Origin of the sequence: Pseudomonas sp. PSE14 (genome assembly GCF_029203285.1) — a bacterium.
In the GTDB taxonomy this organism is placed as follows: domain Bacteria; phylum Pseudomonadota; class Gammaproteobacteria; order Pseudomonadales; family Pseudomonadaceae; genus Pseudomonas.
Genome location: NZ_CP115669.1, coordinates 3834244 through 3860632 on the forward strand (window position 1 = coordinate 3834244; position 26389 = coordinate 3860632).

Sequence of the window (26389 nt, forward strand, 5' to 3'; positions counted from 1 at the left end):
TCACTTGGTGCCCGACTTGGGATCCACCACGCCAGCGGTGTTGTCCAGCAGGCTCTTGGTCGCGGTCTGGATGAAGGACTCCAGGCGCAGGCGCAGGGACTCCTGGTCCGGCGCGTTTTCCACGCGGGTCACGCCGAAGTCCTTGCCGACCTTGTAGTCGTAGACGCGGATATCGCCTTCCTTGGGTTTGATCAGGATGCGGTTGCCGTTGATGATCGCCACCACCTGCTCGCTGCCGGAGGGCTTGATCACGCCGATTCCCTTGTCGCCTTCGGGCAGGTTCAGCAGGTCGCGGCCCCAGCACTGGTTGCGAGTCTCGCCGCCCAGGCGGCCCATGATGGTCGGCACGATGTCGATCTGGGTGCCGACGGTGTCGCGGGTGGCGCCGAACTTCTCCTGGATGCCCGGAGCGATCATCAGGAAGGGCACGTTGAAGCGGAACAGGTCCATTTCGGTCAGCTGGTCCGGCGCGCCGAAGCCGTGGTCACCCACCACGATGAACAGGGTGTCCTTGTAGTACGGCGACTTCTTGGCCTTCTCGAAGAACTGCCCCAGCGACCAGTCGGAATAGCGCATGGCGGTCAGGTGCTCGTCGAGGCTGCCGTGGCCGGTCACGCGCTCCACCGGCAGGTCCTTCGGCAGTGCGTAGGGCACGTGGTTGGAGAGGCTCTGCAGCAGGGCGTAGAACGGCTTGCCGGTGGACTCGAGCTTGTCCAACTCCTCGTTGCCGCGGGCGAACATGTCCTGGTCGGACACACCCCAGGTCGGGTCGGAGAACACCGGGTTCACGAAGTCGTTACGGCCGATGAAGGTGGTCATGCCCTGGTTGGCGAAGAAGCCGGACTGGTTGTCCCAGGCGAAGTCGCCGTTGTAGACGTAGACATCTTCATACTTGCGCGCCGACAGCAGCTGCGGCAGGCCGGAGAACTTGTGGCCACCCTCGGGCGTCTGCATCAGGTATTCGAAGCCCGGCAGGTTGGGGAAGCACGCCATGGTGGCGAACATGCCCTGGTGGGTGTGGGTGCCGTTGGAGAAGAACTGGGTGAACAGCAGGCCTTCCTTCGACAGCTTGTCGAAGTACGGAGTGATGTTGCCCTCCCCGCCCAGCGCACCGACGAAGTGGCCGGCGAAGCTTTCCAGCAGGATCACCACCACGTTCTTGACCGGCAGGGTGCCACCGGCCGGCGGGGTGAAGTCGCGGCGAATGGCGGCGGTATCGGCATCGACCAGCTTGTCGTTCGCCGTGAGCAGCATCTGGCGCACGGTGTCGCGGGCTTGGTCATTGGGCAGCGTGGATTTCCAGATATTCGCGCGGTCCTCGCCGAAGCGGTCCTCGGCGGCCTTGATCAGCGTCATGGTGCCGTTGAGGCCCAGGTGGTTGGCGAACATCGAGTCGGTGGTGAAGGCATCGCCCCAGCGCAGCGGCGGGCCCTGGCGCAGGGTGCCACGGGCGGCGACGACGCACAGCACGACCACCACCAGCATCACGGCGATACGGATGTACCAGGCGGCAACGGCGGAGCCTGCGGCGCTCGGGCGGGTCGCACGGTCGATGCCGCGGAACAGCAGGTACAGCAGCCAGGTGGCGAAGGCCCAGGCCAGCAGGTAGCGGACCACCGGGTAGCCGTACCAGATCATGCTCATGACGGTCTTGGGGTCTTCGGCCATGTACTGGAACACCAGGCTGTTCAGGCGCTGGTGGAATTCACGGTAGAAGTCCATCTCCACCACGCCGAGGAACAGCGTGACGCTCGCGGTCAGGGTCAGCCAGGCCTTCCACAGCCAGCGCCAACCCATGGCGCGGGCACTGAGGAGGGCGAAGACCAGCGGGGCAACGATGTAGACCACCACGCGGATGTCGAAACGCATGCCGGTGATGAACGCTTCGACGAAGGTGGAGGCCGGCGTGGTGCCGATCAGCTCGCGGTTGTAGATGAACAGCGCAAGACGCGTCAGGGAGAACATCGCCATCAGCGCAAGGACGCTGAGCGCAGTGAACGCCAGATGGCTGGAGACGGTGGGCCGCGTGAGGCTCGCACCGTTCTGGCGATTGGTCAGGACTTCTGGTTGGCCCATTTCTAGGTTCCGTTTTGAACGTGTGGGTTCGAAGGCGCGCCGCCCGTGCGGGGCCCTGCGTAAGCGCGAAAAAACTGCGGCATTACACCGCAAAAGCAGCGGCGGCGCATTCTATTCGGCGCCGCTGAAGCCGACATTAAGGCGACGCGAACAATCGTTTCGGAATGATACGAGCGCCCGGCAACAGCGCTACGACCGCCGGATGGCGGGCACAGTGCCGGACGGCGGGTGAAGAAACTGTCATGACCGACCGCCGGCCTGCCGGTATGGCGCCGCAACCCGCTGGGGGAAACGGCGCATAGCCTTGCCGCCGGCTGCGCGGAAATCAGTCGTTGGCCGGCTTGCCGATGGCCTGCAGCACATACTGCGGCAGGGCAAAGGCGCCCTGGTGGATGGCCGGGTTGTAGTAGCGGGTCTGGATGCCGCTGGCGGCGAAGCGCTGGGCCAGGGTAGTAACATCGACGTGGCGCAGGGCCGGGTTGGTCGCGCCCCAGGCGAAGGTCATCGAACCACCGATATAGGTCGGCACGGCCGCCTGGTAGAAGTGCCAGTCGGCGAACAGGCCGTGCATGCGGCCGGCGGTGTTGCGCACGGTGTCCAGTTGCATGAAGGGCGTGCCGTTCTGGGTCACCAGCACGCCGCCTTCGTTCAGGCAGCGATGGCAGGCCTGGTAGAAGTTCTCCGAGAACAGTACCTCGCCCGGGCCGATCGGGTCGGTGGAGTCGGAGATGATCACGTCGAACTTCTCCGTGGTGGTGGCCACGAAGCGCATGCCGTCGTCGATCACCAGGTTCAGGCGCGCATCGTCGAAGGCGCCCTGAGAGTGGTTCGGCAGGAACTCCTTGCACATGTCGACCACGGTGCCGTCGATCTCGACCATGGTGATGTGCTCGACGCTGGCGTGCTTGGACACCTCGCGCAGCATGCCGCCGTCGCCGCCGCCGATGATCAGCACGCGCTTGGCCGCGCCATGGGCGAGGATCGGCACGTGGGTGAGCATCTCGTGGTAGATGAACTCGTCGGCCTCGGTGGTCTGGATCACCCCGTCCAGCGCCATCACCCGGCCCATGCGGGCATTCTCGAAGATCACCAGGTGCTGGTGCTCGGTGCGCACCTCGTGGAGCATCCTGTCGACGCTGAAACGCTGGCCATAGCCGTCGTAGAGGGTTTCCTGGTAATCGTGCATGGGCTGGGCTCCCGTCGGGACAAGACAATAGGAGGGGACGGCCGCGCCGCCCCGAAAGAGGCGCGCATTCTACGTGCCCGACGATGACAGGTCGAACCCCGTCGTCAGCCGAACTCATGACCGGCAGTTTGAAAGTCAGCGCCGGGAGGACAGCCATGCCCGCAACAGGTAAGGTCGCTGCATGAAAAACACATCCCCGACACCCCGGATCATCCACCTGCCCTACCGCGCCCCCTGGAGCTGGCAGCAGTTCCACGAGCACTTCGCCCTGCGCAGCCTGGGCGGCGTGGAGTGCCTGTCGCCCGAGCGCTACGCCCGTAGCGTGCGCATCGGCGATGAGGCCGGCTGGTTCAGCGTGCGCCCGCTGGAGGACCGCGCCGAGCTGGAACTGGAAATCCACCTCGCCCCACAGCATGCCGAAACACTGGCGGCACGGGTGCGCAAGATGTTCGACCTGGACAGCGACCCCGGCCATATCGCCCAGCACCTGGGCAACGACCCGCTGCTCAGCCCGCTCATCCGGCAAGCGCCGGGGTTACGCCTGCCCACCGCGTTCGACCCGTTCGAACAGGCAGTGCGCGCTATCGTCGGCCAACAGGTGACCGTGAAGGCGGCGGTGACCATCGTCGGCCGGCTTGTCCAGCGCCTGGGCGAGGTGCTGCCCGGTGAAACCGAGGGCCAGCCGAGCCGCCTGTTCCCCACGCCCCAAGCCCTGGCCGACGCCGATCTCGCCGGCATCGGCATGCCCGGCAAGCGCGTGGAAACCCTGCAACGCTTCGCCGCCGCCTGCGCCAACGGCACCCTGGCCCTGCATATCGACGACGGCGCCGACGACCTGGTGAAGCGTCTCTGCGCCCTGCCCGGTATCGGCCCCTGGACCGCCGAGTACGTCGCCCTGCGCGCCTTCGGCGATCCGGACGCCTTCCCCACGGCTGACCTGGGCCTGCTCAAGTCGCCGGTCTGGGGCGTGGAGGGCATCAACGCCCGCGACCTGCAACGCCGCGCCGAAGCCTGGCGGCCGTGGCGCGCCTACGCCGCCGTCTATCTGTGGCACGCTTACTCCCAGGGCGGCCGCACCGGAGGATGACCATGCACTACCGCTACCACGACAGCCCCACCGGCCGCCTGCTGCTGGCTGGCGACGAAAGCGGGCTAAGGATGCTCTACATGGACCTGGAGCAGCGGCATTACCCCGAGCCGGACTGGCAACAGGGCAGCCCGCTGCTGGACGAGGTGGCGCGCCAGCTCGACCAGTACTTCGCCGGCAAGCGCCAGCGCTTCGACGTGCGCCTGAACACCGGCGGCACCGAGTTCCAGCGCCAGGTCTGGCAGGCACTGCTGGAGATTCCCTACGGCTACACCACCGTCTATGCCGAACTGGCGCGGCGCATCGGCCGACCCAAGGCGATCCGTGCGGTGGGCGCGGCGAATGGCGCCAACCCCATCAGCATCATCGTGCCCTGCCACCGGGTGATCGGCAGCAACGGCAGTCTCACCGGCTATGCCGGCGGCCTGCCGCGCAAGGAGCTGCTGCTGCGTCTGGAGGGCGCAATCGAAAGGGGCTAGAAGTCGAAGGCGGTCTGTGCGGCCTGCGGGTCCTCGAAGCCCTCCAGCGCCAGCATGCGCAGCTTCGACGTGCTCCCGCCCGGCGCGGAGAAACCACCGGTCTTGCCGCCACTGGCCAGCACGCGGTGGCACGGGATGATCAACGGAATCGGATTGCTGCCCATCGCCTGCCCCACCGCGCGGGACAATCCGACATCGCCCAGGCGGCGGGCGATCTCGCCATAGGTGGTGGTCTCGCCACGTCCCAGCTGGAGGATGTCGTCATAGACGCGGCGATGGAAATCGCTGACGGCCGACAGGTCCAGCGGCAGGCCGTCGAAGGACACCGCCTCGCCCCGCGCATAGCCAAGGATCAACTGGCGCGCCTCGTCGATGAACGCCGGCCAGTGGGCGGTCTCGGTGCCGAGTCTGTCGAAGCGTTCGCGCATGGAATGCACGGAATCACCCGGCAGATAGGTGCGCACGATTCCCCGCGGGCTCCAGGCGAGCCCGAACCAGCCGAGTTCTGTTTCGATCAGGCAGTAATGCATCGCTCGAGTGTCCGCCCCCGGGTGCTATCCCGCAAGTCTTTCGCCGGCCAGCATGACCTCGCACCAGCGGCGCAGCTCGGCGCCGATGGCGTTGGCGGGGTCGCCCTTGCGCTCGAAGGCCCACCATAGCTGCGCGCCCTGCCACTGGCTGGCCATCAGGCGCCCGAGCAGCGGCTGTCGCGCCGGATCGCCACTCAAGCGCCGGCCCAGTGCCTTCGCCAGCGCCTCGCCCCACTGCGCACCGCGCTTGCGCAACAGCGGATCGCGCATGTCCTCACGCAGGATCAGCAGCCCTTCCGCGTAATCGGTCTCGCCCTCGCCCACCGGGAACATCGCCACCAGCATCCGCACCGCGCCTTCCGGGTTGAGCTCGGTTGTCTCATCGAGCCGCGCCGTCTGCGCATCCAGCTGGTCCCAGGCGCGCAGCAGCACGGCGCGGAGGAAGTCGGCCTTGGTAGCGTGGCGCTGCACCAGCGTCGCGGCGGACAGCCCCACTTCCCGCCCGACGGCGGCGAAGGTCACCGCCTCCGGCCCTTCACGCACCATCAGCGCCATGGCGGCGTCGAGTATCGCTTCGTCGCTGACCGTCTTGGTTCTGGCCATTCAATCCTCTTTTATAAATGAACATTCATTTATATATTGAGCGAATCTTACCGAAGGAGATTCAGCATGGCCAGGATTCTCGGCTACATCGCCAGCAGCCTCGACGGCTACATCGCCACCCCGGAGCACGGCCTGGACTGGTTGTTCCGGCACGACAAGCTGGAACTGGGCGAGCACCACTACGACCTGTTCATCCAGCGCATTCGCACCTTGGTCATGGGGCGTGGCACCTATGACTTCCTCGAAGCCGACCCCAGTCCCTGGCCGTACGGTGAGCAGCGGGTGCTGGTGATGACGTCACGGCCTATCGAAAACCCGAAGGGCCCGCTGGAAACCCGCAGCGATATCGACGCACTGGTGGCGGAACTGCGTGCGCTGGACGACGGGGACGTGTGGATGCTTGGCGGCGGCCAGTTGCAGATGGCCTTTCTGGAGCGCGGGGCGCTGGATGAGCTGGAGGTCTACGTGATACCGGAAATCATCGGGGGCGGCATTCCGCTCTTTCCGGCCACCGGCTTCCAGGCTTCACCGACATTGGTGTCGGCGAAGATGATCGAGCCAGGGTGCGTGCGGATGCATTACCGGTTTGGTTGAGGGGGATAGCCGGTTGTCATGGAGTAGGTGGAGGGATTTCGCGGACAGAGTCCGCTCCTACAAGATCAAGGGCCCCTCACCCTAACCCTCTCCCGCAAGCGGGAGAGGGGACTGTTCGGTGCAGGATGAAACCGTAGTGTCAGCCGGCACGGACGGCTCCCTCTCCCTGAGGGAGAGGGCTGGGGTGAGGGGGAAGCGCAGGCAGGGATTAACCCGGTAGAAGACAGTTGCTCCTACGGAAACTGCCAAGCTTGCAGGGGCAACCATCGTGCTCCCGTAGGGCCGGGAACCAAGATCAAACGGCGTATAACGTCGAACGTTATACGCCCTACGCGTTCGCTCTCAGGTGCGAACTTTGCTGCGCGGCCCGGCGAATGCCCAGACGATCAACCCCAGCACCGGCAGAACGGCGATCACCAGAACCCAGATGATCTTCTTCGGTATGTCGGCGTCGCTTCTCGCCACGTTGAGGATGGCCCAGATGTCCACGACGAAGATAACCAGGGCGATCAGTTCGCGCAGGAAACCCATATTCAAGATCCCTCTATAGAAAGTTGGTGCGCTGATGATAGCGTCCCGCGCCCCGACAGCGCGAGCGACGGCTCAGACCCGCGCGGGGTCGATCACCGCGAAACTGGCCACGGTGTCGTGCCCTTCCAGCACGCCACCTTCGCGGGCCAGGCCGATGGTCTGCAGGCCGGCCTGCTGTGCGGCGTCCAGTTCCTGCACTACGTCGGAGAGGAACAGGATCTCCTCGCCGGGCAGGCCGATGGCGGCGGCGATACGCTGGTAGGACTCGGCCTCTCGTTTGGGCCCGCTAGTGGTGTCGAAATAGCCGGAGAACAGCGGCGTCAGGTCGCCCGCCTCGGAACAGCCGAAGATCAGTTTCTGCGCCTGGATCGAACCGGAGGAATAGACGTAGAGCTTGAAGCCCTCGGCATGCCAGTGGCGCAGCGCGTCCACGGCGTCCGGGTAGACGTGCCCCTTGAGCTGGCCGGCGCGGTAGCCCTGCTCCCAGACCATGCCCTGCAGCGCCTTGAGCGGCGTGGCCTTGCGGTCTTCGGCGATCCAGCCCAGGAGAATCTCGATGCAGCGCTCGGTGTCGGCGCTGACTTCACCGCTGTCGGCGCGTACGGCGGCCAGTTGCTCGGCCACGGCCGGTTCGCTGGCGTGCTCGCGGACGAAGTCCGGCAGGTGCGCGGCGGCATAGGGGAAGAGCACGTCGAAGACGAAGCTGACCGCGCTGGTGGTGCCTTCGATGTCGGTGAGGATGGCTTTGATCGGCATGGAAAACTCCAAAGGTCCGCCTCTGGCGTAGGCGGGAAGATATGTAGGAGCGAGCTTGCTCGCGAACCGCATGCCGCTGAACTGACCGGCGAGATTGTTCGCGAGCAAGCTCGCTCCTACGAAGAGCAAATAACGCCCCGCCTGCCAGTGGCGACTAGGGCAAATTCCCCATTGGATCAGTCTTCCAGCAACGGGAAGCGCTTGGCGATGTCGTCGCCGGTGAACTTGGCGACCCATCCCTCGGCATTGTTGAACAGGCGGATGGACACGAAGTGCGGACGCTCGCCCATGTCGAACCAATGGCGGGTGCCTGCCGGCACCGAGATCAGGTCGTTCTTCTCGCACAGCACGGCGTAGACGTGATCCTCGATGTGCAGAGTGAACAACCCGCGACCGGCGACGAAGAAGCGCACCTCGTCCTCGCCGTGGCGGTGTTCGTCGAGGAACTTGGCGCGAAGTTCGTCCTTCTGCGGGTGATCGGCGGTCAGGCTGACCACGTCCACGGTGACGTAGCCCTCCTCCTCCTGCAGGCGGCGGATCTCGTGCTGGTAGGCGGCGAGCACCTCCTCCTGGCTGGCGCCGGGGGCGATGGGTGCGTTGGCCTGCCAGCGCTGGAAGCGCACGCCGACGGCGTTCAGGGTCGAGGCGATGTCCTCGGCATGAGTCAGCAGCTTCAGCGGCTGCTCGGGGCTCGATTCGTGGTAGACGGTCAGGCTGCTCATGGTCGGGCTACTCGATTCTCAAGGTTGTTCAGCGGGCGCCACGCAGGCTCAGCACCTTCAGCTCGCACTCGAAGAGGAACTCGAAGGCTTCGATCTGGCGCAGCGCGTCGCTCATGCGCGGTCCCCAAGTGTACAGGCCGTGGCCACGGATCAGATAACCGGGGCAGTCGGGATGGGCGTCGAGCCAGGGCTGCACCTTGACAGCCAGGCGGGCGATGTCCTGGTCGTTGTCGAAGATCGGCACGGTGACGCGGCCTTCGTGGGTGGTGACGCCGGCGAAGGCCTTCTGCAGCTCGTAGTCTTCCAGCTCCAGGCGGTCGCCAGGCGTGAGACGCGAAAGCACGGTGGCATTCACCGAATGGGTGTGCAGCACCGCGCCGATCTCCGGGCGCCAGGCGTAGAGCTGGGTGTGCAGGAGGGTTTCCGCAGAGGGCTTCTTGCCCGGCTCCAGGCTGTTGCCGGCCAGATCGGTTTCCAGCACGTCGTCGATACCGAGCTGGCCCTTGTGCTTGCCCGAGACGGTGAGCAGCGCGCGGTCAGCCGCCAGGCGCGCCGAGTAGTTGCTGCTGGTGGCCGGCGACCAACCGCGGCCGTAGAGGAAGCGCCCGGCTTCGATGATCTGCTGGGTCAGCTGTTCACGGGTGTCGTTCATGCGGGTCCTCGTTCAGACGGGTCCAGATGATGAAGGCGGCGGCCAGCGCGGCCACGCTCGCAATGGCGAAGGTCCAGGCCGGGCCAAGGCTACCCCAGCTGTAGCCGGAGTAAAGCGCACCCAGCGCACCGCCCGTCCCCGCCAGCGCGGCGTAGAGCGCCTGGCCCTGTCCCTGCTGGCGGGCCTGGAAGCTGCGCTGGACGAAATGAATCGCGGCGGCATGGAAGCTGCCGAAGGTGGCAGCATGCAGCAACTGGGCGAACAGCAGCACCGGCAGGTGCCCGGCCAGCGTGCCCAACAGTAGCCAGCGCAAGGCCGCCAGCAGGAAACTTGCCGCCAGCACCTGGCGTAGGGAAAAGCGCTTGAGCAGGCGCGGCATGACCAGGAACAGCAACACCTCGGCCACCACGCCCAGCGCCCAGAGCTGGCCGATCAGGCCACGGGCGTAGCCGAGCGCTTCCAGGTGCAGGGTCAGGAAGGTGTAGTACGGGCCGTGGGACAGCTGCATCAGGCATACGCACAGGTAGAACGCCAATACGCCGGGGCTGCGCAGTTGCTTGAGGAAGCCGCCGGCATCGGCCTCGTCATGGCGCGCCGGCGGTTGCGCATTGGGCACCCACCAACTGGCGCCGATTATGCCCAGCATGATTGCCAGCAGCGCCAACGGGTAGGCATCCAGGCTGGCGCGCTCGAACAGCCAGCCCAGGCCGACCACGGTGCAGATGAAACCAATGGAGCCCCACAGGCGGATGCGGCTGTAGCTCTCGGTGCGCCCGCTCAGGTGCGCGAGGGTGATCACCTCGAACTGCGGCAGCACGGCATGCCAGAAGAACGCATGCCCGGCCATCACCAGCGCCAGCCAGGCGTAGCTGTGATCCAGGAAGATGCCGGCGAAGCACAGCGCCGTGCACACCGCGCCGAAGCGCACGATGGCCAGCCGCTGGCCGCTGCGGTCGCCCAGCCAGCCCCACAGGTTCGGCGCCACGCAGCGCATCAGCATGGGGATGGCGACCAACTCGCCGATGCGCGGCGCCGGGAAGCCCAGGTGATGGAAATACAGCGCGAGGAACGGCGCCGTCCCACCCAGCAGGCAGAAGTAGAAGAAGTAGAAACTGGACAGCCGCCAGTAGGGAACCTGAGCCATCAGCGGCGGGAGGCACGTGACGCTCCCGCGAACCGGGCGGCTCGCGGGAGGTTCAGGTCACTCAAAGCTGGCCGAGGACCGGGGTACCGACCTTCACGTCGGCATTCTGCGCACGATGGCGCAGCAGGTGGTCGAGCAGCACGATGGCCATCATCGCCTCGGCGATGGGGGTGGCGCGGATGCCCACGCACGGGTCGTGGCGGCCCTTGGTGATCACGTCCACCGGGTTGCCGTTCACGTCGATGGAGCGGCCAGGGGTGGTGATGCTGGAAGTCGGCTTGAGTGCCAGGTGGGCAACGATCGGCTGGCCGCTGGAGATGCCGCCGAGGATGCCGCCGGCATTGTTCGACAGGAAGCCTTCCGGGGTCAGCTCGTCGCGATGCTCGGTGCCGCGCTGGGCGACGCTGGCGAAGCCGGCGCCGATTTCCACGCCTTTCACCGCGTTGATGCTCATCAGCGCATGGGCCAGTTCCGCGTCCAGGCGGTCGAAGATCGGCTCGCCCAGGCCCGGCGGCACGCCTTCGGCGACCACGGTGATCTTCGCGCCGACCGAATCCTGGTCGCGGCGCAGTTGGTCCATGTAGGCCTCCAGCTCCGGCACCTTGTCCGGGTCGGGGCTGAAGAAGGCGTTGTCTTCGACGCTGTCCCAGGTCTTGAAGGGGATTTCGATCGGGCCGAGCTGGCTCATGTAGCCGCGCACGCTGATGCCCATGCCCGCCAGCACCTTCTTGGCGATGGCCCCGGCGGCCACGCGCATGGCGGTCTCGCGCGCCGAGGAACGGCCGCCGCCACGGTAGTCGCGGATGCCGTACTTGTGGTGGTAGGTGTAGTCGGCGTGGGCCGGGCGGAACAGGTCCTTGATCGCCGAGTAGTCCTTGGACTTCTGGTCGGTGTTGCGGATCAACAGGCCGATCGGGGTGCCGGTGGTCTTGCCCTCGAACACGCCGGAGAGGATTTCCACCTCGTCGGCTTCCTGGCGCTGGGTGGTGTGGCGGCTGGTGCCGGGCTTGCGGCGGTCCAGGTCGCGCTGCAGGTCTTCCAGGGAAATCTCCAGGCCGGGCGGGCAGCCGTCGACGATGGCGACCAGCGCCGGGCCGTGGCTTTCGCCAGCGGTAGTGACGGTGAACAGCTTGCCGTAGGTGTTGCCGGACATGCGAGGCTCCGCGGAAGACAGGGATCGAAAAGGCCGAGCAGTATACCTGCGTCAATCCGCCCTGCGAACCTTCCGCGACGGGGAGAGTCAAAGCGCCATCACCCCGTCTGAAGTCTTCGATGCGCCGTCTCGTCCTCCTCTGTCTCTGCCTGTTCGCCGGCCTGCTCGGCTCGACCGCGCAAGCCGCTCCCAGCAGCATCCTGCAACGCCCGTATGACCTGGACACCGGCCACGGCGTGCTGCGCGGCACCCTGCTGCTGCCGCAAAGCGCCACCCCGCCGCCGGTCGCCCTGCTGATCGCCGGCTCCGGCCCCACCGACCGCGACGGCAACAACCCCGAGGGCGGCAACAACGGCTACCTGCGCAAACTGGCCGAGGCGCTGGCGGAGAACGGCATCGCCAGCGTGCGCTACGACAAGCGTGGCGTGGCCCGCAGCCTGCCGGCGGCGCCACGGGAAGAGGAACTCAGCGTCGACGGTTATGTCGCCGACGTGATCGCCTGGAGCGACCGGCTGGCGCGCGACCCGCGCTTCGGCCGCCAGGTGCTGATCGGCCACAGCGAGGGAGCGCTGATCGCGAGCCTGGCGGCGCCCAAATCCCACGCCGACGAGCTGGTATCGATCTCCGGCAGCTCCCGCCCCATCGGCGAGGTGCTGCGCGAGCAACTGCAAGGCCGCCTGCCGCCGCCCCTGCAGGCGGAGGTCAACCAGTTGATCGACGGTCTCAATGCCGGCCAACTCCAGCCAAGGGTGCCGCAGCCGCTGCTGGCGCTGTTCCGCCCCAGCGTGCAGCCCTACCTGATCTCGCTGTTCCGCCAGGACCCGGCCCGCGCCTTCGCCGCGCTGAAGATGCCGACGCTGATCCTCCAGGGGCGCCACGACATCCAGGTGGGCGAGGAAGACGCCCTGGCGCTCAAGCAGGCCAAGCCCGACAGCGAGCTGTACCTGATCGACGGCATGAACCACATCCTGCGCATCGTCCCGGCCGGCGGCCCGCAGCAGTTGGCCTCCTACAACAACCCCAACCTGCCCCTGGCGCGGGAACTGGTGCAGCGCATCGTGGCCTTCGTGAAGACCGCCCGCACCCTGCCCGACTCCACCCTTGCGCTATCTGGAGCGAACGTCTCAAGAAACGCCGCGATCCGTCGATAACCTTCGGGACTGCCCCGGTTACGCCCGCCGGGCCCGAGGACCGCTCCATGAACCAAGCCGAACCCACTGCCCTCGACGCGAGTGCCGCCCAGAGCCCTGCCCGCCCCCATCCCTGGGCGGAACTGGCTCCGGAGCACTATCGCCTGCTGCGCCTGGCGCCGCTGCCCACCGACCGCACGACCGGCGCGCGGCCGCTGCGCTTCGTCCAGCTCGGCCGGGTGGAACGCCACAGCAGCGAACAGAGCCTGCTGCGCCTGACCATCCAGTTGCCGGGGCAGGTGCTGCGCAAGGAAGTGAACCTGCTGGAGGTCTGGGCGGACCACCGCAACAAGGAAATCCGCTTCGGCGCCGACTCGGGCTTCGCCACCGAACCGCTGAACCGCGGCCTGGGCCGCTTCCTGCTGGCGCAAGGGGTGGGCTGGGCAAAGAAGAAGTGGGCGCACTACCGCGTCGAAGGTGGTGCGCTGGCGATGAAGGACGCGGTCAGCGAAGAGGCCCGCCAGCGCCGGGACCACTTCCTGCGCGCCCAGGGCTTCGATGTGATCTACGAGGACTCGGGGCTGCTCAAGGCGCGCTACAGCGCCGGCCGGGTCAGCGAGCTCTACGATGACTGGCACAAGGAAAAGGTGCAGATCCTGCCGCTGCTGGACGCCGCCGCCATGCTCGAACAGGCCGACCTCAACCTCGCCACCCAGGCCAACGAAATCCGCCGCCTGGAGCAGCGTATCGAGACCTTCCGCCGCGACGACACCAGCCTGCGCTTCACCATCGCCTGCCTGACCGTGTTCGCGGTGTTCCAGGCGGGGTTGTTGATCTGGATCGCCACGCGCTGAGGCGTTGCGACACACGGCCCTGTAGGAGCGAGCTTGCTCGCGAACGGGTGTGATCCTGTACCGAAATACCAGGAACGTAGGGCGTACAACCGTTCGCGGTTGTACGCCGTTACACCCCGGCCGCCGGCCACTGCATGGTCCAGCCGGACCTCGAACACGCTGCGACGCAGGCCAATCGGCGTATAACGCGGAGCGTTATACGCCCTACCTCAATTCCCCTTCACCCGCGCCTTGAACAGGTCCTGGTGCTGCCGGCACTGCGCTGCCGAGAGCAGGAACACGCCATGGCCGCCGTACTCGAACTCAAGCCAGGTGAAGTCCACTTCCGGATAGAGCGCCGCCACATGCACCTGGCTGTTGCCCACCTCGACGATGAGGCTGCCGCGCTCGGTCAGGTGGTCCGCCGCCTCGGCCAACATGCGTCGCACCAGGTCCAGGCCATCGTCGCCGCAGGCCAGGCCCAGCGCCGGCTCATGGTGATACTCGGCCGGCATGTCGGCGAAGTCTTCGGCGTCGACATAGGGCGGGTTGGAGACGATCAGGTCGAAGCGCTGCCCCGGCAGGCCGGCGAAGCCGTCGCCCTGCACGGTGTAGACGCGCTCGCCCAGTTCGTGACGCTCGATGTTGATGTTGGCCACTTCCAGGGCATCGAAGGACAGGTCGCCCAGCACTACCTCGGCATCGGGGAAGGCGCTGGCGCAGGCGATGCCAATGCAGCCCGAGCCGGTACAGAGGTCCAGAATGCGTGCCGGATCGACCGCCAGCCATGGCTCGAAACGGCGTTCGATCAGCTCGGCGATGGGCGAGCGCGGCACCAGCACGCGCTCGTCGATCACGAACGGCAGCCCGCAGAACCAGGCCTCGCCCAGCAAGTAGGCAGTGGGCACGCGCTCTTCGATGCGCCGGCGCAGCAGGTGCATCAGGTACTCGCGTTCCTCGTCTTCGAGGCGGCAATCCAGGTAGGCATCGGCCATCTCCCACGGCAGATGCAGCGCGCCCAGCACGAGTTGACGGGCCTCGTCCCAGGCGTTGTCGGTACCATGACCGAAGAACAGCTCCTCGGCGTGGAAACGGCTGACCGCCCAGCGGATGTGGTCACGCAGGGTCAGCAAACGGGATTGAGTCACGGCGCAGTCCTCGCAGCTCGCAAAAAGGGGCGCATTCTACCGGAACAGCGACCCACTGGCGCGCCTCCGACCAGCTATCGTTGATCTTGCCAATACCACTTTGGAGCGCGTTCGCAAAGATTCACAGGGGGCGCGTTACAGCCCACAATGGTGGCACGTGGATTATCAGGAGTTGAGACATGTCCCATCCGCTCAGCATGCTGCAGATCAGTGGACGCGGGTATCCGCCGGCCACGCTGCGCCAGAGCACTCTGTTGATCATCGATGCCCAGGAGGAGTACCGCAGCGGCGTGCTGGCCCTGCCGGACCTGGATGCGGCGGTGGCGCAGATCCGCCTGCTGCTGGAGTCGGCCCGCGCCATGGGCACCCCGATTGTCCATGTGCACCATCTGGGCGTGCGTGGCGGCGTGCTCGACCCGCAGGGCCCGCGTGGCCAGTTCCTCCCCGAACTCGCCCCGCTGCCGGGTGAGGTGGTGGTGGACAAGCGCCTGCCCAACGCCTTCGCCGGCACCGACCTGCACGACCGCCTGCAGGCCAATGGTCGTCTGGATGTGATCGTCTGCGGCTTCATGACCCATTCGAGCATCAGCACCACCGTGCGTGCCGCCAAGGACTACGGCTACCGCTGCACCCTGGTGGACGCTGCCTGCGCCACCCGCGACATCCCCACCCCGGAAGGCGGCGTGCTCGCCGCACGCGACCTGCACCGGGCGGAAATCGCCGCCCTGGGCGACAACTTCGCCGCGGTGGTCGCCCAGGCCCAGGCCCTGGTCTGACACCGTCCGTCCCGACGGGCGGCAGCCACAACCGTCAGCGGTTAGGCTCAGCTTAGGCGCAGAGCCCATGGCCCTGCTGGAGCCGAGCCAACCGCGCTCCCGACCCCGGGGTTGGAACCCCTTCCGGCCCTGACCGGTCATAGCCTCGTTCATCAGATGAGGAAGTCGGGATGAAGTTGTCCGATAGTTTCGATCCACGGTCCCTGCGTCCCAAGCGTCCGGGACGCTGGCGCTGGCGCTTCGCCGCTGCCCTGGCCGCGGTGATCGCCACCTTCGGCATTCTGTCCGCAATGGCCGGCGTCGCCGCGCTGTTGCGGCGCCAGCCCGCCGTGGGTGTGCTGCACATCGAACCGGGCGCCGGCGCCGTCCTGCTGGTCATCGGCCTGTTCTGCCTCTGGCTGGGCGTGATGTTCTGGCGCGCCGCCCGCCGCCGCGCACGCGGCCGCGAAGGTCTGAGCCTGTCGCCGAGACTGATGAAGAAGCGCGACTAAGCCGCCTGCGGATTTCCGCAAATTCCGCTTGATCCGTTAAACTGCGCGGCTCTTCGTGGAGGTGCGCATGCAAGACGACGACTTTTCCCTGTTCAGCCGCGAGATGCGCGGCGTCAAGCGCATCACCGTGGACCAGGCCGATACCGGCAAGCCCAAGGCCGACCGCCAGCAGCTCAAGGAGCTGCGGCAGAATGCGAGCGTGCGCACCGAGAACGTCCGGGTGGACGGCCTCTCCGACCAGTTCGTCATCGATGTCGGCCCGGAAGACGAACTCTACTGGGCCCGTGACGGCGTCCAGGAAGGCCAGATGCGCAAGCTCAAGGCCGGCCAGATCGGCTTCGAGGGCAGCCTCGACCTGCATGGCATGAAGATCGAGAAGGCCCGCGAGACCCTCTGGGACTTCATCGCCGAAGCCACCCGCTTCGAGGTCCGCTGCGTGCGCGTCACCCACGGCAAGGCCGCGCGCATCGACGGCAAGAGCCCGATGATGAAGAGCCACGTGAACACCTGGCTGCGCCAGCACCCGCAGGTACTGGGCTTCGCCTCCTGCCTGCCGCGCCACGGCGGCGCCGGCGCCATCTACGTGATGCTGCGGCGGACCATGCTCGAAGGCCGGGACGAGTAACAGACTTCAAGGCCGGGACGAACGATAGGCGCCAGCTCGCCCGCCATAATGCGCCAACCGGCACGCCGCCCTTGCCAGCCAAGGCCGCGCGCCCTACCCTGCGCCACGGTTCTCATATTTGTCATTGCCACAGGTAGATCCATGTCCCTGGAACAAAACTACTCCGCGATCCTCAGCCAGCTCGGTGAGGACGTCACCCGCGAAGGTCTGGTCGACACGCCCAAGCGTGCCGCCAAAGCCATGCAGTACCTCTGCCGCGGCTACCAGCAGACGCTGGAGGAGATCGTCAACGGCGCCCTGTTCAGCTCCGACAACAGTGAAATGGTGCTGGTCAAGGACATCGAGCTCTACTCGCTGTGCGAACACCACCTGCTACCCTTCATCGGCAAGGCCCACGTCGCCTACATCCCCAATGGCAAGGTGCTGGGGTTGTCGAAGGTCGCGCGCATCGTCGACATGTACGCCCGTCGCCTGCAGATCCAGGAAAACATGTCGCGGCAGATCGCCGAGGCCGTGCAACAGGTCACCGGCGCGCTAGGCGTGGCCGTGGTGATCGAGGCCAAGCACATGTGCATGATGATGCGCGGCGTGGAGAAGCAGAACTCCTCGATGGTCACCTCGGTGATGCTCGGCGAATTCCGCGAGAACGCCGCCACCCGCAGCGAGTTCCTCAGCCTGATCCGCTGAGCCGAACCGTCGCCATGAAAAAACCGGCCCTCGGGCCGGTTTTTTCTGTCTGCTGTTTTATCCCCGCGATCAGCGCGTGTAGTAGCCGACCGCGACCATGTAGTGGCCGACCTTGCGCAGGAAGGCGTGCTTGTTCTCCACCTGGGTGGTCACCGGGTTGCGCCACTGGTAGGCGAACTCCCCTTCGCCCTTGCCACGGGCGAGTTCCAGCATGGCATGGCCGACCGGGTTGCCGCCCGGATCCTTCAGCGTTGCGAAGTCGGTGCCGACCATGCGGCTGTTGAAGCCGTGGGCGACGAACTTCGAGGTATCGAGATCGACGGCGAACACGTAGAGATCGTCTTCGATGAAGCTGCTATCGAGCGCATTGATCTTGCGGAAAGTGCCAGCCGGATCGGTCTCGATGGCCTTCGCCGCCTTGTCCAGCATCGCCATCGCCCGCTCCGGCGTGGCGCGCGGCAGGTAGTAGCCGGTGGCGATGAAGCGGTCGCCGACCCGCTCGTAGTACACGTGCTTGCGTTCGGTGCGGCCGTCGGCCCAGTTCTTCCAGCGGTAGTCCGCCTGTTGCACCTTGCCGGTGGCGGGCTGGGCGAGCGTCTTGGCGAACTGTTCGCGCAGGGAGGGATCGAGCGTCGTCGACACGTCGCGGCCGATCAGCACCACCGACGGCCCGCCGCTGGCCAGCATGGTGCCCTTGCTGTCCACCACGAAGACGTAGAGATCACCATCGATGAATTCGCCCTGGCGGCTGAACGCCGCAAAGGCCTTGTCGCCCTCCTTCTTGTAGTAGGTCACCGCTTTGGTCAGCAGCGCCTGGGCGCGCGTGGCCTCGGTCGGCGTGGTGGCCTGGGCGGCGAACAGGGAGAAGGAAGAAGTCAGCAGGGAAACCAGCAACAGCGATTTCAACAGCGTTTTCATACCGATGAACCCCCAATGGCATGTCTCGTTATGTAGCACTGAGCATAGATAGCCTTGGGGGTTTCGCGTCGCGACTAGGCCGATTTCCCTGATGATTCAGCCGAAGAAGCGTTTCATCGAGCGCGACAGCCAGCCGCCCTGGCTCTGGTCGCGGGTCAGCTCCTGCATGCTGGACTTCACCGCCTCCACGTAGTTGGCGTCGTCGTTGCGGATGTGATTGAACAGCCAGCGACCCAGCAGCCCCTTGAGCTCATCGGCCACGTCCTCGCCGGACTCGAAGCGCAGGCGGTAGTCGGAAACCCGCTTGATGAACAGTTCGTGCACCTTCTTGTGGGCGCGGGTGAACTGGTAGCCGGAGTCCTCCAGCAGGGTCTCCTCGAAGGCGAAATGCGACAGGGTGTAGTCGACCAGTTCCTCGATCACGTTGCCCAGCAGCGCCCGGTCATGCTGCGCCTGCGCGTCGTGCAGCTGATTGATCATCTCGACGATGCGCTTGTGCTGCGTGTCGATTACCTGAATCCCGGTATTGAGATCCTCCTGCCAGACCAGATAGGCCATCTTCCCCCCTCACCTGCCGGGCGACGACACTGCCTGCGACTCGCACCCGGCCACATCGGAACGACCGCATGCAGCCGGGCAAGGTTAGGGATGACGGCGAGTCGTCGCCATGATGCGGGTCAAGTGGAATTAGCCTAAACCTATGATATTTTGAGCTTTTTAGACGAAAGTCGCATGGGAAGCATTGAGTAGAAACCCGGCACGAAGAAAGATCTCTTCGTAGGAGCGAGCTTGCTCGCGAACTGCCCGGCGCCGTAGTGACCGGGTAATTTGTTCGCGAGCAAGCTCGCTCCTACAAAAAACAAAACGCCGCTTCAGGGAAGCGGCGTTTTCAGGTGCGGAGCGTGACGTTCAGTCCTGCATGGTGACATGCCGGGGATGATCAGCCACCCGCGCCAGCCAGGCATTGATCGCCGGGAAATTCGACAGATCGAAGCCGCCCTGGTGCGCCACGTGGGTGTAGGCGTACAAGGTGATGTCGGCGATCGAGTAGCGGTCACCGACCAGATAGGGCGTCTGCTCCAGCTGTTTCTCCATCACCTTCAACGCCTTGTAGCCGCCCTTGTGGCAACTGGCGTACTCCTCGCGACGCTCCTCGGGCAGGCCGAGGTAGAACTCGATGAAGCGCGCCACCGCCACGTAGGGCTCATGGCTGTACTGCTCGAAGAACTGCCATTGCAGCACCTGGGTGCGCAGGCGCGGCTCGCTGGGCAGCAGCTCGCTGCCGTCGGCGAGGAAGTTGAGGATGGCGTTGGACTCCCACAGGCAGGTGCCGTCCTCCAGCTCCAGCACCGGCACCTTGCCGTTGGGGTTCTTCGCGAGGAATTCGGGGGTCTGGGTCTCGCCCTTGAGGATATCGATATCGCGCCACTGGTAAGGCAGGCCGAGCAGGTGCAGAGCCAGCTTGACCTTGTAGCAGTTGCCGGAGAGTTGATCGCCGTAGACGGTGTACATGGTCGCTCCTCAGCTGGATTTGGCGGCTTGCGCGTCGCGGATCACGGCAGCCAGGCGGCGCAGACCTTCGCCCGCGCGCTCCGGCGCCACATGGCTGAAGTTCAGCCGCAGGTAGCCGGGGTTGGCATCCGGTTGGGTGAAGAAGGGTTCGCCGGGCATGAAGGCTACGTTCTGCGCCAGGGCCGCGTCCAGCAGCGTACGGGTGTCCAGCGGCTGCCTGAGTTTCAGCCAGTAGAACAGGCCGCCCTGCGGCACGTTCCACTCGGCCAGCTCGGCGAAGTGCTCCTCCAGCTGCGCCTGCATGGCGTCGCGGCGGATGCGGTAGAAATCGCGCAGCTCGGCCAGGTGGCCACGATAAGCCTCGGTGCCGAACCACTGCAGCGCCTGCCACTGGCCGACGCGGTTGGTATGCAGGTCGGCGGACTGTTTCAGGCGCAGCAGGTGCGGGAACAGGTCCGGGGTGGCGATCAGGAAGCCCACGCGCAGACCCGGCAGCAGCGTCTTGGAGACGGTGCCGGTGTAGATCCAGCTGGCCTTCTTCAGGCGGCTGACCAGCGGGGTGGCGGCGCCGTCGTCGAACACCAGCTCGCGGTAGGGTTCGTCTTCGATCAGGGTCACGCCGAACTCGTCGAGCACGGCGGCAACCTCATCGCGGCGCTGTTCGCTGTAGCGCACGCCGGACGGATTCTGGAAAGTCGGGATCAGGTAGGCGAAGGACGGCTTGCTGGTCTCCAGGCGCTGGCGCAGGGCCGCGACGTCCGGGCCTTCGGCGCCCAGCGGCACGGTCAGGCAGTTGGCGCCGAACAGCTGGAAGGCCTGCAGCGCGGCCAGGTAGGTCGGCGCTTCGAGCAGCACCTCGGTGCCCGGATCGATGAACAGCTTGCTGGCCAGGTCCAGGGTCTGCTGCGAGCCACTGACGATCAGCACCTGGCTCGCCTCGCAGGGCACGCCCAGGCGTCGGGCTTCGGTGGCGATGGCCTCGCGCAGCGCAGGCTCGCCCTCGCTCATGCCGTACTGCCCCATGCTCACCGGCATCTCGGCCCACTCGACCTTCGGCAGCATCGGCTCGGCGGGCAGGCCACCGGCGAAGGACATCACTTCCGGACGCTGCGCCGCGGCAAGGATTTCACGGATCAAGGAGCTTTTCAGACGGGCAATGCGTTCGGAGAAGGCCATGGGGGTCACCGGTAGCGTGAGCACGGAAGAATGAGTCAAACTGCTTGACCGAAGCTACGACGCCCACGACGGATACGTCAATATGCCTGACCTAATAAAAAACGCGCTTCAACTCCAGGCCATCGAAGCCTTCTTCTACAGCTACCGGGCCTTCACCGCGAAACCGGATGAAATGCTCGCCCGCCGCGGGCTCAGCCGCGTCCACCACCGCATCCTGTTCTTCATCGCGCGCAATCCGGGCCTGAGCGTCAGCCAGCTGCTGGCCGCCCTGGGCGTGACCAAGCAGGCCCTGAACACCCCGCTGCGCCAGCTGCTGGAAATGCACCTGATCCGCAGCGAGGCGGCCGACAGCGACAAGCGCAAGCGCCTGCTGGAACTGACGCCGGAAGGCAGCAAGCTGGAGAAAGCCCTGCGCCGCGAGCAGGACCGGCTGTTGCAGCGCGCCTTCAGCGAGGCCGGCGAGGATGCGGTCAGGGGCTGGATGGCGGTGAACCAGGCCATCGCCCATCCGCAGGAGCGGGATTAACCCGCTGCGCTATCCAGCTCCCGCGCCCCGCGCAGGAACATCAGCGCCAGGGGAATGGTGCTGGCCATCGCCAGCAGGGTGCCGGGCACGAACAGGACGACCGTCGCCAGGCACCCGCCAACCACCACGTCGAACCAGCCCATCACCTTCACCGTTGGATAAGGCAGCGCGATCTTCAGCACGCGGATGCCATACCAGAGCTGGGCGATGCCACTGGGCAGGAACATCAGCAGGAACGCCAGCGTCGCCCCGCCATGGATCTCGTTGAACTCGACGTCGAACACCATGCTGTGGAGCTGCATCAGTACCGCCATCGCGATCGAGATCGCCATCGGCCAGCGCAGGCCATGGGCGCTGAAGCGATCCTCGAGGAAGCGGGTGCAGCGCCAGGTCAGGAAGCAGCCGAGCAACACGCTGAGCACGCTCAACCACACTTCCAGCTGCCCAATGGCGGCCGCGCCCGGCAGGCGATTGATGATCGACATCCCCAGCAGGGCCAACTCGGTCAGCAGCATGGCCAGGCTCAACCCCGCGAGCAGCCGCAATCCACCGGCGCTCCAGCGCCCATGCAGGAAAGGCTCCGGCGCCCGGGCGTCCACCAGTTCCACCTTCGGGGCGGCGTAAGGGTTCTGGTCCATGGACCGTTGGCTCCAGACTGACGATGCAGGTGCAACATACTTCGCGCAGGCGCTGCTTGCCACCGCGACTGTACGGCCCACTCGGCCACTGGCTGTTACGGGACAGCTGCGCGCTGGCGGGATTAGTCTGGCCCTACAACAAGACCGGTACCCCGCCATGCCCATCGAACTCCTCGGCGCCTTCGTGCTGTTCGCCTTCGTCACTTCCATCACCCCCGGTCCAAACAACATGATGTTGCTGGCCTCGGGCGTGAACTTCGGCATTCGCCGGACCATCCCGCACATGCTCGGCATCAGCATCGGCTTCCTGCTGCTGGTGGTGGCCGTCGGTACCGGCCTGCACCAGCTGTTCGAACGCTTCCCGGCGAGCTACCAGGCGCTGCGCTATGCCGGCGGCGCCTACCTGGTCTACCTCGCGTGGAAGATCGCCCGCGCCGGCGCCCCCGAAGCGGCCGGCGAGAACAACGCAAGGCCGATGAGCTTCCTCCAGGCCGCCGCCTTCCAGTGGGTCAACCCCAAGGCCTGGGTCATGGCGGTGGGCGCCATCGCCACCTACCTGCCGCCCGACGCCTTCATCAGCAACGTGATCCTCCTGGCCACCCTGTTCGCCGTGGTCAACCTGCCCAGCGTGGGCGTCTGGACTATCCTCGGTAGCCTGTTGCGGCGCTGGCTGGAGGACCCCGTGCGCCTGCGCCTGTTCAACCTGAGCATGGCCACCCTGCTGGTCGCCTCGCTCTACCCGCTGCTCACCAGCGCCTGATGGAATCCGTGCATGACTGAAACCACCCCCGCCTCCGCCCCCCTGCGTCCGCTGGCCGACTCATCCCCCGCCGCCGTGGTGGCCGGCTTCGTCGCCATGCTCACCGGCTACACCAGCTCGCTGGTGCTGATGTTCCAGGCCGGCCAGGCGGCGGGGCTCTCCACCGCGCAGATTTCCTCGTGGATCTGGGCGCTGTCCATCGGCATGGCACTGACCACCATCGGCCTGACCCTGCGCTACCGCACCCCCATCGTCATCGCCTGGTCCACTCCCGGCGCGGCGCTGCTGATCAGCAGCCTGCCCGGCGTGCCCTATGGCGAGGCCATCGGCGCCTTCATCGTCTGCGCAGCCTTGATCACCCTGTGCGGCGTCACCGGCAGCTTCGACCGCCTGATGCGCCAGGTGCCCGGCTCGCTGGCCGCCGCCCTGCTGGCTGGCGTGCTGTTCCGCATCTGCGTGGAAATCCTCCACGCCGCCGAACAGCAAACCCTGCTGGTGGTGGCGATGTTCCTCAGCTACCTCGTCGCCAAGCGCCTGTCGCCGCGCTACGCGGTGTTCGCCGCGCTGCTGGTGGGCATCGCCCTGGCCGGCGTCCTCGGTCTGCTCGACTTCAGCCACTTCCAGCTGGAAATCGCACGCCCGGTGTGGACCACCCCAAGCTTCTCCCTGGCCGCCACCATCAGCATCGGCATCCCGCTGTTCATCGTCGCCATGGCCTCGCAGAACATGCCGGGCCTCGCCGTGTTGCGCGCGGACGGCTACCAGGTGCCCGCCTCGCCGCTAATATCCACCACCGGCATCGCCTCGCTGCTGCTGGCGCCCTTCGGTTCCCACGGCATCAACCTGGCGGCGATCAGCGCAGCCATCTGCACCGGCCCGGAAGCCCACGAGAACCCGCACAAGCGCTACACCGCCGCGCTCTGGTGCGGGCTGTTCTACGGCGTCGCCGGCATCTTCGGCGCCACCCTGGCGGCACTCTTCGTCGCGCTGCCCAAGGCGCTGGTGCTGTCCATCGCGGCGCTGGCCCTGCTCGGCTCGATCACCAACGGCCTGACCAACGCCATGGCCGAAGCCCGGCAGCGCGAAGCGGCGATGGTCACCTTCCTGGTCACCGCCTCGGGCTTCACCCTGTTCTCCGTGGGCTCGGCCTTCTGGGGACTGGTGGCGGGCCTGCTGACGCAGCTGGTACTGAACTGGCGCCGCGCCCCGTAAGGGGACACCCCTTCTGCTAGCATGCGGGCGATTGCCTGAACCGGATCGCCCGCATGCTGCACACCCTGGCCGTCGCCAACTACCGCTCGATCAACTCGCTGGTGCTGCCGCTGGGCCGGCTGAACCTGATCACCGGCGCCAACGGCAGCGGCAAGTCCAACCTCTATCGCGCCCTGCGCCTGCTCGCCGAGACGGCACAAGGCGGCGTGGTCAATGCGCTGGCCCGCGAAGGCGGACTGGAATCCACCTTCTGGGCCGGGCCGGAAACCCATTCACGGCGCATGCGCACGGGCGAGGTGGAAGTCCAGGGCGGCCCACGCAACGACGTAAAGCGCCTGCGCCTGGGCTTTGCTGGCGAAGACTTCGGTTACGCCATCGCCCTCGGCCTGCCACCGCCGCCGGTGGTCAGCGCCTTCGGCCTGGACCCGGAGATCAAGCACGAAAGCATCTGGGCTGGCCCCTGGTATCGCCCCGCGTCACAACTGGTGGAACGCAACGGCCCGATGCTGCGCGCCCGCGAAGGCCGCAGCTGGCAAGTGCTGGAACAGCACATCCCGACCTTCGACAGCCTGTTCACCCAGATCGGCAGCGGCTCCGACTGCCCCGAAGCGCTACTACTGCGCGACCAGATTCGCGGCTGGCGCTTCTATGACCACTTCCGCACCGACGCCGACGCTCCCGCGCGCCAGCCGCAACTGGGCACGCGCACGCCGGTGCTGCACCACGACGGCCGCGACCTCGCCGCCGCGCTGCAAACCATTCGTGAAATCGGCGATGCCCGCGCCCTGGAAACCGCCATCAGCGACGCCTTCCCCGGCGCCGAGCTACAGATCGACTGCCAACCGGGCGGGCGCTTCGCCGTCGCCTTGAAGCAATACGGCCTGCTGCGGCCACTGAGCGCAGCGGAACTGTCGGACGGCACCCTGCGCTACCTGCTGCTGGTAGCCGCCCTGCTCACCCCACGCCCGCCGTCGCTGATGGTGCTCAACGAACCGGAAACCAGCCTGCACCCGGACCTGTTGCCGGCGCTGGGGCGGCTGATCATCCAGGCGTCGAAGCACACCCAGGTGTGGGTCGTCTCCCACGCCAGCCGGTTGATCGCCACGCTGGAGGAACACCCGGACTGCAATTGCCTGCACCTGGACAAGGAACTGGGCCAGACACGCATCCGCGACCAGGGCATGTTCGACGCGCCGGCGTGGCATTGGGCGGATTGAGCGAATCGCTTAACCCAGAAACGCGCCGCCCCGCAGGAGCGAGCCTGCTCGCGAAGCGCCCAGCACCGGAACCACCGGGAAGCGAAACACCTGCGACTCAGGCAGCCACCTGATCCGCTGCGGCCTTGGTCACGCCCCGGCTCACCCACCAGCCGAAGATGGCGGCGGTGAAGAACATCAATACGCCGTAGATCGCCGCCGGGATCGCCATGGTCTTGTTGTTCAGCAGCATGGGACTGAGCGCCAGGGCGATGGCGAGGGTGCCGTTGTGGATGCCGATCTCCATGCCAATGGCCACCGCCTGCGGCTTGGGCAATTTGAGCAGGCGCGGCACCCAGTAGCCGACGGCGAGGCTGAGCAGGTTGAAGCACAGCGCCGCCGCGCCGACGACCGGGGCATAGGCGACGAAGGTCGGCCAGTCCTTGGCCACCGCCAGGACGATGATCACCAGCAGCAACAGCGCGGAGAGGATCTTCACCGGCTTCTGCAACGCGGCCGCCAGTCTCGGCAACTGGCGGCGGATGAGCATGCCGATGGCCACCGGCCCCAGGACGATGATGAACACCTGCACCACCTTGCCGAACTGCAGCGGGATGGTCTGGCCGTCGTTCATGAAGTAGAGCAGCGACAGGTTGACGATCAGCGGCATGGTGAGGATGGCGATCACCGAGTTCACCGCGGTCAGCGTGATGTTCAGCGCCACGTCACCATGGGCCAGGTGGCTGTAGAGGTTGGCGGTAGTGCCGCCGGGCGCCGAGGCGAGCAGCATCATGCCCACCGCCAGCGCCGCCTCCAGGGCGAAGCCGAGGGTGATCAGGAAACAGGCCAGCGGCAGCAGGATGATCTGGCAGACCAGCCCGATGATGACCGGTTTGGGATAGCGCACGACGCGGACGAAATCGGCGATCGTCAGGGACAGACCGAGGCCGAGCATGATGATGCCCAGGGAAATGGGCAAGAAGAGGGTCAGCAAGGGGCTGTCGGTCATTGTCGTTATTCTCCAGCTGAAGTCGGCCGATTCCTTCGACCGTTACTGCGTTTGTAGCCGGCCTTGAGGGCGATAACCATTTCTTCCTGTAACAGAATGCGGAGATTTGTGACGAACGGAGCGGAATCGTGTGGGTGATGTTGTAGGAGGAGCTTGCTCGCGAACGAAATCTCCAGGCCGCTCCGGCGCTGGGCGGGTTCGCGAGCAAGCTCGCTCCTACGGGTGTCTCATGGCAATAG

The 26389-nt window shown here is 66.2% G+C and carries 30 protein-coding genes; 13 read left to right on the forward strand and 17 right to left on the reverse strand.

The features are described from left to right. Together O6P39_RS17485 and speE are read right to left on the reverse strand one after the other, a co-directional pair. The gene (locus O6P39_RS17485; protein WP_275607747.1) at window positions 1-2076 is read right to left on the reverse strand and encodes an LTA synthase family protein; all 2076 of its coding nucleotides are present in this window, start codon (window positions 2074-2076) and stop codon (window positions 1-3) included. Window positions 2077-2401: 325 nt separating this feature from the next. Beyond that, the gene (gene speE / locus O6P39_RS17490; RefSeq protein ID WP_275607748.1) at window positions 2402-3262 is read right to left on the reverse strand and encodes a polyamine aminopropyltransferase; all 861 of its coding nucleotides are present in this window, start codon (window positions 3260-3262) and stop codon (window positions 2402-2404) included. 181 nt (window positions 3263-3443) lie between these two features. Between speE and O6P39_RS17495 the strand changes: the two genes are divergently transcribed. Further along, window positions 3444-4349 carry a DNA-3-methyladenine glycosylase gene (locus tag O6P39_RS17495; RefSeq protein ID WP_275607749.1) on the forward strand — a complete coding sequence of 302 codons (906 nt, stop codon included), beginning with the start codon at window positions 3444-3446 and terminating at the stop codon, window positions 4347-4349. Window positions 4350-4351: 2 nt separating this feature from the next. After that, window positions 4352-4828 carry a methylated-DNA--[protein]-cysteine S-methyltransferase gene (locus O6P39_RS17500; protein ID WP_275607750.1) on the forward strand — a complete coding sequence of 159 codons (477 nt, stop codon included), beginning with the start codon at window positions 4352-4354 and terminating at the stop codon, window positions 4826-4828. Here the strand turns inward: O6P39_RS17500 and O6P39_RS17505 are convergent. Together O6P39_RS17505 and O6P39_RS17510 are read right to left on the reverse strand one after the other, a co-directional pair. Beyond that, the gene (locus O6P39_RS17505; protein WP_275607751.1) at window positions 4825-5292 is read right to left on the reverse strand and encodes a methylated-DNA--[protein]-cysteine S-methyltransferase; all 468 of its coding nucleotides are present in this window, start codon (window positions 5290-5292) and stop codon (window positions 4825-4827) included. The genes O6P39_RS17500 and O6P39_RS17505 overlap by 4 nt on opposite strands. Before the next feature lie 90 nt (window positions 5293-5382). Next, window positions 5383-5961 carry a helix-turn-helix domain-containing protein gene (locus O6P39_RS17510; RefSeq protein ID WP_275607752.1) on the reverse strand — a complete coding sequence of 193 codons (579 nt, stop codon included), beginning with the start codon at window positions 5959-5961 and terminating at the stop codon, window positions 5383-5385. Between the two features lie 66 nt (window positions 5962-6027). Between O6P39_RS17510 and O6P39_RS17515 the strand changes: the two genes are divergently transcribed. Continuing rightward, complete coding sequence (locus O6P39_RS17515; protein ID WP_275607753.1) at window positions 6028-6555, forward strand: dihydrofolate reductase family protein; 528 nt, start codon at window positions 6028-6030, stop codon at window positions 6553-6555. Window positions 6556-6897: 342 nt separating this feature from the next. Here O6P39_RS17515 and O6P39_RS17520 read toward each other — a convergent pair whose 3' ends face one another. From O6P39_RS17520 to aroC, 6 genes are all read right to left on the reverse strand, one after another. Continuing rightward, window positions 6898-7086 (reverse strand): PLD nuclease N-terminal domain-containing protein, encoded by a 189-nt coding sequence (locus O6P39_RS17520; RefSeq protein ID WP_275611971.1) that lies wholly within the window; start codon window positions 7084-7086, stop codon window positions 6898-6900. Between the two features lie 72 nt (window positions 7087-7158). Next, the gene (mtnC, locus tag O6P39_RS17525) at window positions 7159-7842 is read right to left on the reverse strand and encodes an acireductone synthase (RefSeq protein WP_275607754.1); all 684 of its coding nucleotides are present in this window, start codon (window positions 7840-7842) and stop codon (window positions 7159-7161) included. Between the two features lie 176 nt (window positions 7843-8018). Next, window positions 8019-8564, reverse strand: coding sequence for an acireductone dioxygenase (locus tag O6P39_RS17530; protein ID WP_275607755.1), 546 nt, complete (start codon window positions 8562-8564; stop codon window positions 8019-8021). A 28-nt stretch (window positions 8565-8592) separates the two neighbouring features. After that, entirely contained in the window at window positions 8593-9216 is a 624-nt protein-coding gene (locus O6P39_RS17535; RefSeq protein WP_275607756.1) for a methylthioribulose 1-phosphate dehydratase, read from the reverse strand. After that, on the reverse strand, window positions 9200-10363 hold the full coding sequence (locus O6P39_RS17540) for an MFS transporter (RefSeq protein ID WP_275611972.1): 1164 nt from the start codon (window positions 10361-10363) through the stop codon (window positions 9200-9202). Before O6P39_RS17540 ends, O6P39_RS17535 begins: the two co-directional genes overlap by 17 nt. 58 nt (window positions 10364-10421) lie before the next feature. Next, window positions 10422-11513 carry a chorismate synthase gene (gene aroC / locus O6P39_RS17545; protein ID WP_275607757.1) on the reverse strand — a complete coding sequence of 364 codons (1092 nt, stop codon included), beginning with the start codon at window positions 11511-11513 and terminating at the stop codon, window positions 10422-10424. A gap of 107 nt (window positions 11514-11620) precedes the next feature. Here aroC and O6P39_RS17550 point away from each other — a divergent pair, with 107 nt between their 5' ends. After that, window positions 11621-12664: an alpha/beta fold hydrolase gene (locus O6P39_RS17550; protein WP_275611973.1), complete on the forward strand. Its 1044-nt coding sequence runs from the start codon at window positions 11621-11623 to the stop codon at window positions 12662-12664. A gap of 47 nt (window positions 12665-12711) precedes the next feature. Continuing rightward, window positions 12712-13497 (forward strand): hypothetical protein, encoded by a 786-nt coding sequence (locus O6P39_RS17555; RefSeq protein WP_275607758.1) that lies wholly within the window; start codon window positions 12712-12714, stop codon window positions 13495-13497. Between the two features lie 209 nt (window positions 13498-13706). Here O6P39_RS17555 and prmB read toward each other — a convergent pair whose 3' ends face one another. Then, complete coding sequence (gene prmB / locus O6P39_RS17560; protein WP_275607759.1) at window positions 13707-14624, reverse strand: 50S ribosomal protein L3 N(5)-glutamine methyltransferase; 918 nt, start codon at window positions 14622-14624, stop codon at window positions 13707-13709. Window positions 14625-14803: 179 nt separating this feature from the next. Between prmB and O6P39_RS17565 the strand changes: the two genes are divergently transcribed. The 4 genes from O6P39_RS17565 (at window position 14804) to folE (ending at window position 17203) form a co-directional block, all read left to right on the forward strand. Continuing rightward, window positions 14804-15400, forward strand: coding sequence for a cysteine hydrolase family protein (locus O6P39_RS17565; protein ID WP_275607760.1), 597 nt, complete (start codon window positions 14804-14806; stop codon window positions 15398-15400). Between the two features lie 170 nt (window positions 15401-15570). Then, window positions 15571-15891: a hypothetical protein gene (locus O6P39_RS17570; RefSeq protein WP_275607761.1), complete on the forward strand. Its 321-nt coding sequence runs from the start codon at window positions 15571-15573 to the stop codon at window positions 15889-15891. Window positions 15892-15958: 67 nt separating this feature from the next. Beyond that, a complete protein-coding gene (locus O6P39_RS17575; protein ID WP_275607762.1) occupies window positions 15959-16516 on the forward strand; it encodes a Smr/MutS family protein in 558 nt (185 codons plus the stop codon). A gap of 141 nt (window positions 16517-16657) precedes the next feature. After that, a complete protein-coding gene (folE, locus tag O6P39_RS17580) occupies window positions 16658-17203 on the forward strand; it encodes a GTP cyclohydrolase I FolE (RefSeq protein ID WP_024765420.1) in 546 nt (181 codons plus the stop codon). 69 nt (window positions 17204-17272) lie between these two features. On the opposite strand, the gene O6P39_RS17585 is transcribed toward folE, so the two are convergent. The 4 genes from O6P39_RS17585 to O6P39_RS17600 all read right to left on the reverse strand — a co-directional run bounded on the left by O6P39_RS17585 (window position 17273) and on the right by O6P39_RS17600 (window position 20809). After that, the gene (locus tag O6P39_RS17585; protein WP_275607763.1) at window positions 17273-18121 is read right to left on the reverse strand and encodes a cache domain-containing protein; all 849 of its coding nucleotides are present in this window, start codon (window positions 18119-18121) and stop codon (window positions 17273-17275) included. A 96-nt stretch (window positions 18122-18217) separates the two neighbouring features. Beyond that, window positions 18218-18679 (reverse strand): bacteriohemerythrin, encoded by a 462-nt coding sequence (locus tag O6P39_RS17590; protein WP_275607764.1) that lies wholly within the window; start codon window positions 18677-18679, stop codon window positions 18218-18220. A 351-nt stretch (window positions 18680-19030) separates the two neighbouring features. Then, window positions 19031-19633, reverse strand: a complete 603-nt coding sequence (locus tag O6P39_RS17595) for a glutathione S-transferase family protein (RefSeq protein WP_275607765.1) — start codon at window positions 19631-19633, stop codon at window positions 19031-19033. Window positions 19634-19642: 9 nt separating this feature from the next. Beyond that, on the reverse strand, window positions 19643-20809 hold the full coding sequence (locus tag O6P39_RS17600) for a PLP-dependent aminotransferase family protein (protein ID WP_275607766.1): 1167 nt from the start codon (window positions 20807-20809) through the stop codon (window positions 19643-19645). 82 nt (window positions 20810-20891) lie between these two features. On the opposite strand from O6P39_RS17600, the gene O6P39_RS17605 reads away from it, so the two are divergent. After that, the gene (locus O6P39_RS17605) at window positions 20892-21335 is read left to right on the forward strand and encodes a MarR family transcriptional regulator (RefSeq protein ID WP_275607767.1); all 444 of its coding nucleotides are present in this window, start codon (window positions 20892-20894) and stop codon (window positions 21333-21335) included. Here the strand turns inward: O6P39_RS17605 and O6P39_RS17610 are convergent. Continuing rightward, window positions 21332-21973, reverse strand: a complete 642-nt coding sequence (locus O6P39_RS17610) for a hypothetical protein (RefSeq protein ID WP_275607768.1) — start codon at window positions 21971-21973, stop codon at window positions 21332-21334. The two genes, O6P39_RS17605 and O6P39_RS17610, sit on opposite strands and share 4 nt — an antisense overlap. Before the next feature lie 157 nt (window positions 21974-22130). On the opposite strand from O6P39_RS17610, the gene O6P39_RS17615 reads away from it, so the two are divergent. From O6P39_RS17615 to O6P39_RS17625, 3 genes are read left to right on the forward strand one after another with little or no spacing between them, the layout of a single operon-like run. Then, the gene (locus tag O6P39_RS17615) at window positions 22131-22733 is read left to right on the forward strand and encodes a LysE family translocator (protein ID WP_275607769.1); all 603 of its coding nucleotides are present in this window, start codon (window positions 22131-22133) and stop codon (window positions 22731-22733) included. Window positions 22734-22745: 12 nt separating this feature from the next. Continuing rightward, window positions 22746-23945: a benzoate/H(+) symporter BenE family transporter gene (locus O6P39_RS17620; RefSeq protein ID WP_275607770.1), complete on the forward strand. Its 1200-nt coding sequence runs from the start codon at window positions 22746-22748 to the stop codon at window positions 23943-23945. A gap of 53 nt (window positions 23946-23998) precedes the next feature. Beyond that, on the forward strand, window positions 23999-25162 hold the full coding sequence (locus O6P39_RS17625) for an AAA family ATPase (protein WP_275607771.1): 1164 nt from the start codon (window positions 23999-24001) through the stop codon (window positions 25160-25162). A 97-nt stretch (window positions 25163-25259) separates the two neighbouring features. On the opposite strand, the gene O6P39_RS17630 is transcribed toward O6P39_RS17625, so the two are convergent. Continuing rightward, window positions 25260-26150 (reverse strand): bile acid:sodium symporter family protein, encoded by an 891-nt coding sequence (locus O6P39_RS17630; protein ID WP_275607772.1) that lies wholly within the window; start codon window positions 26148-26150, stop codon window positions 25260-25262. Window positions 26151-26389 lie beyond the last annotated feature (239 nt).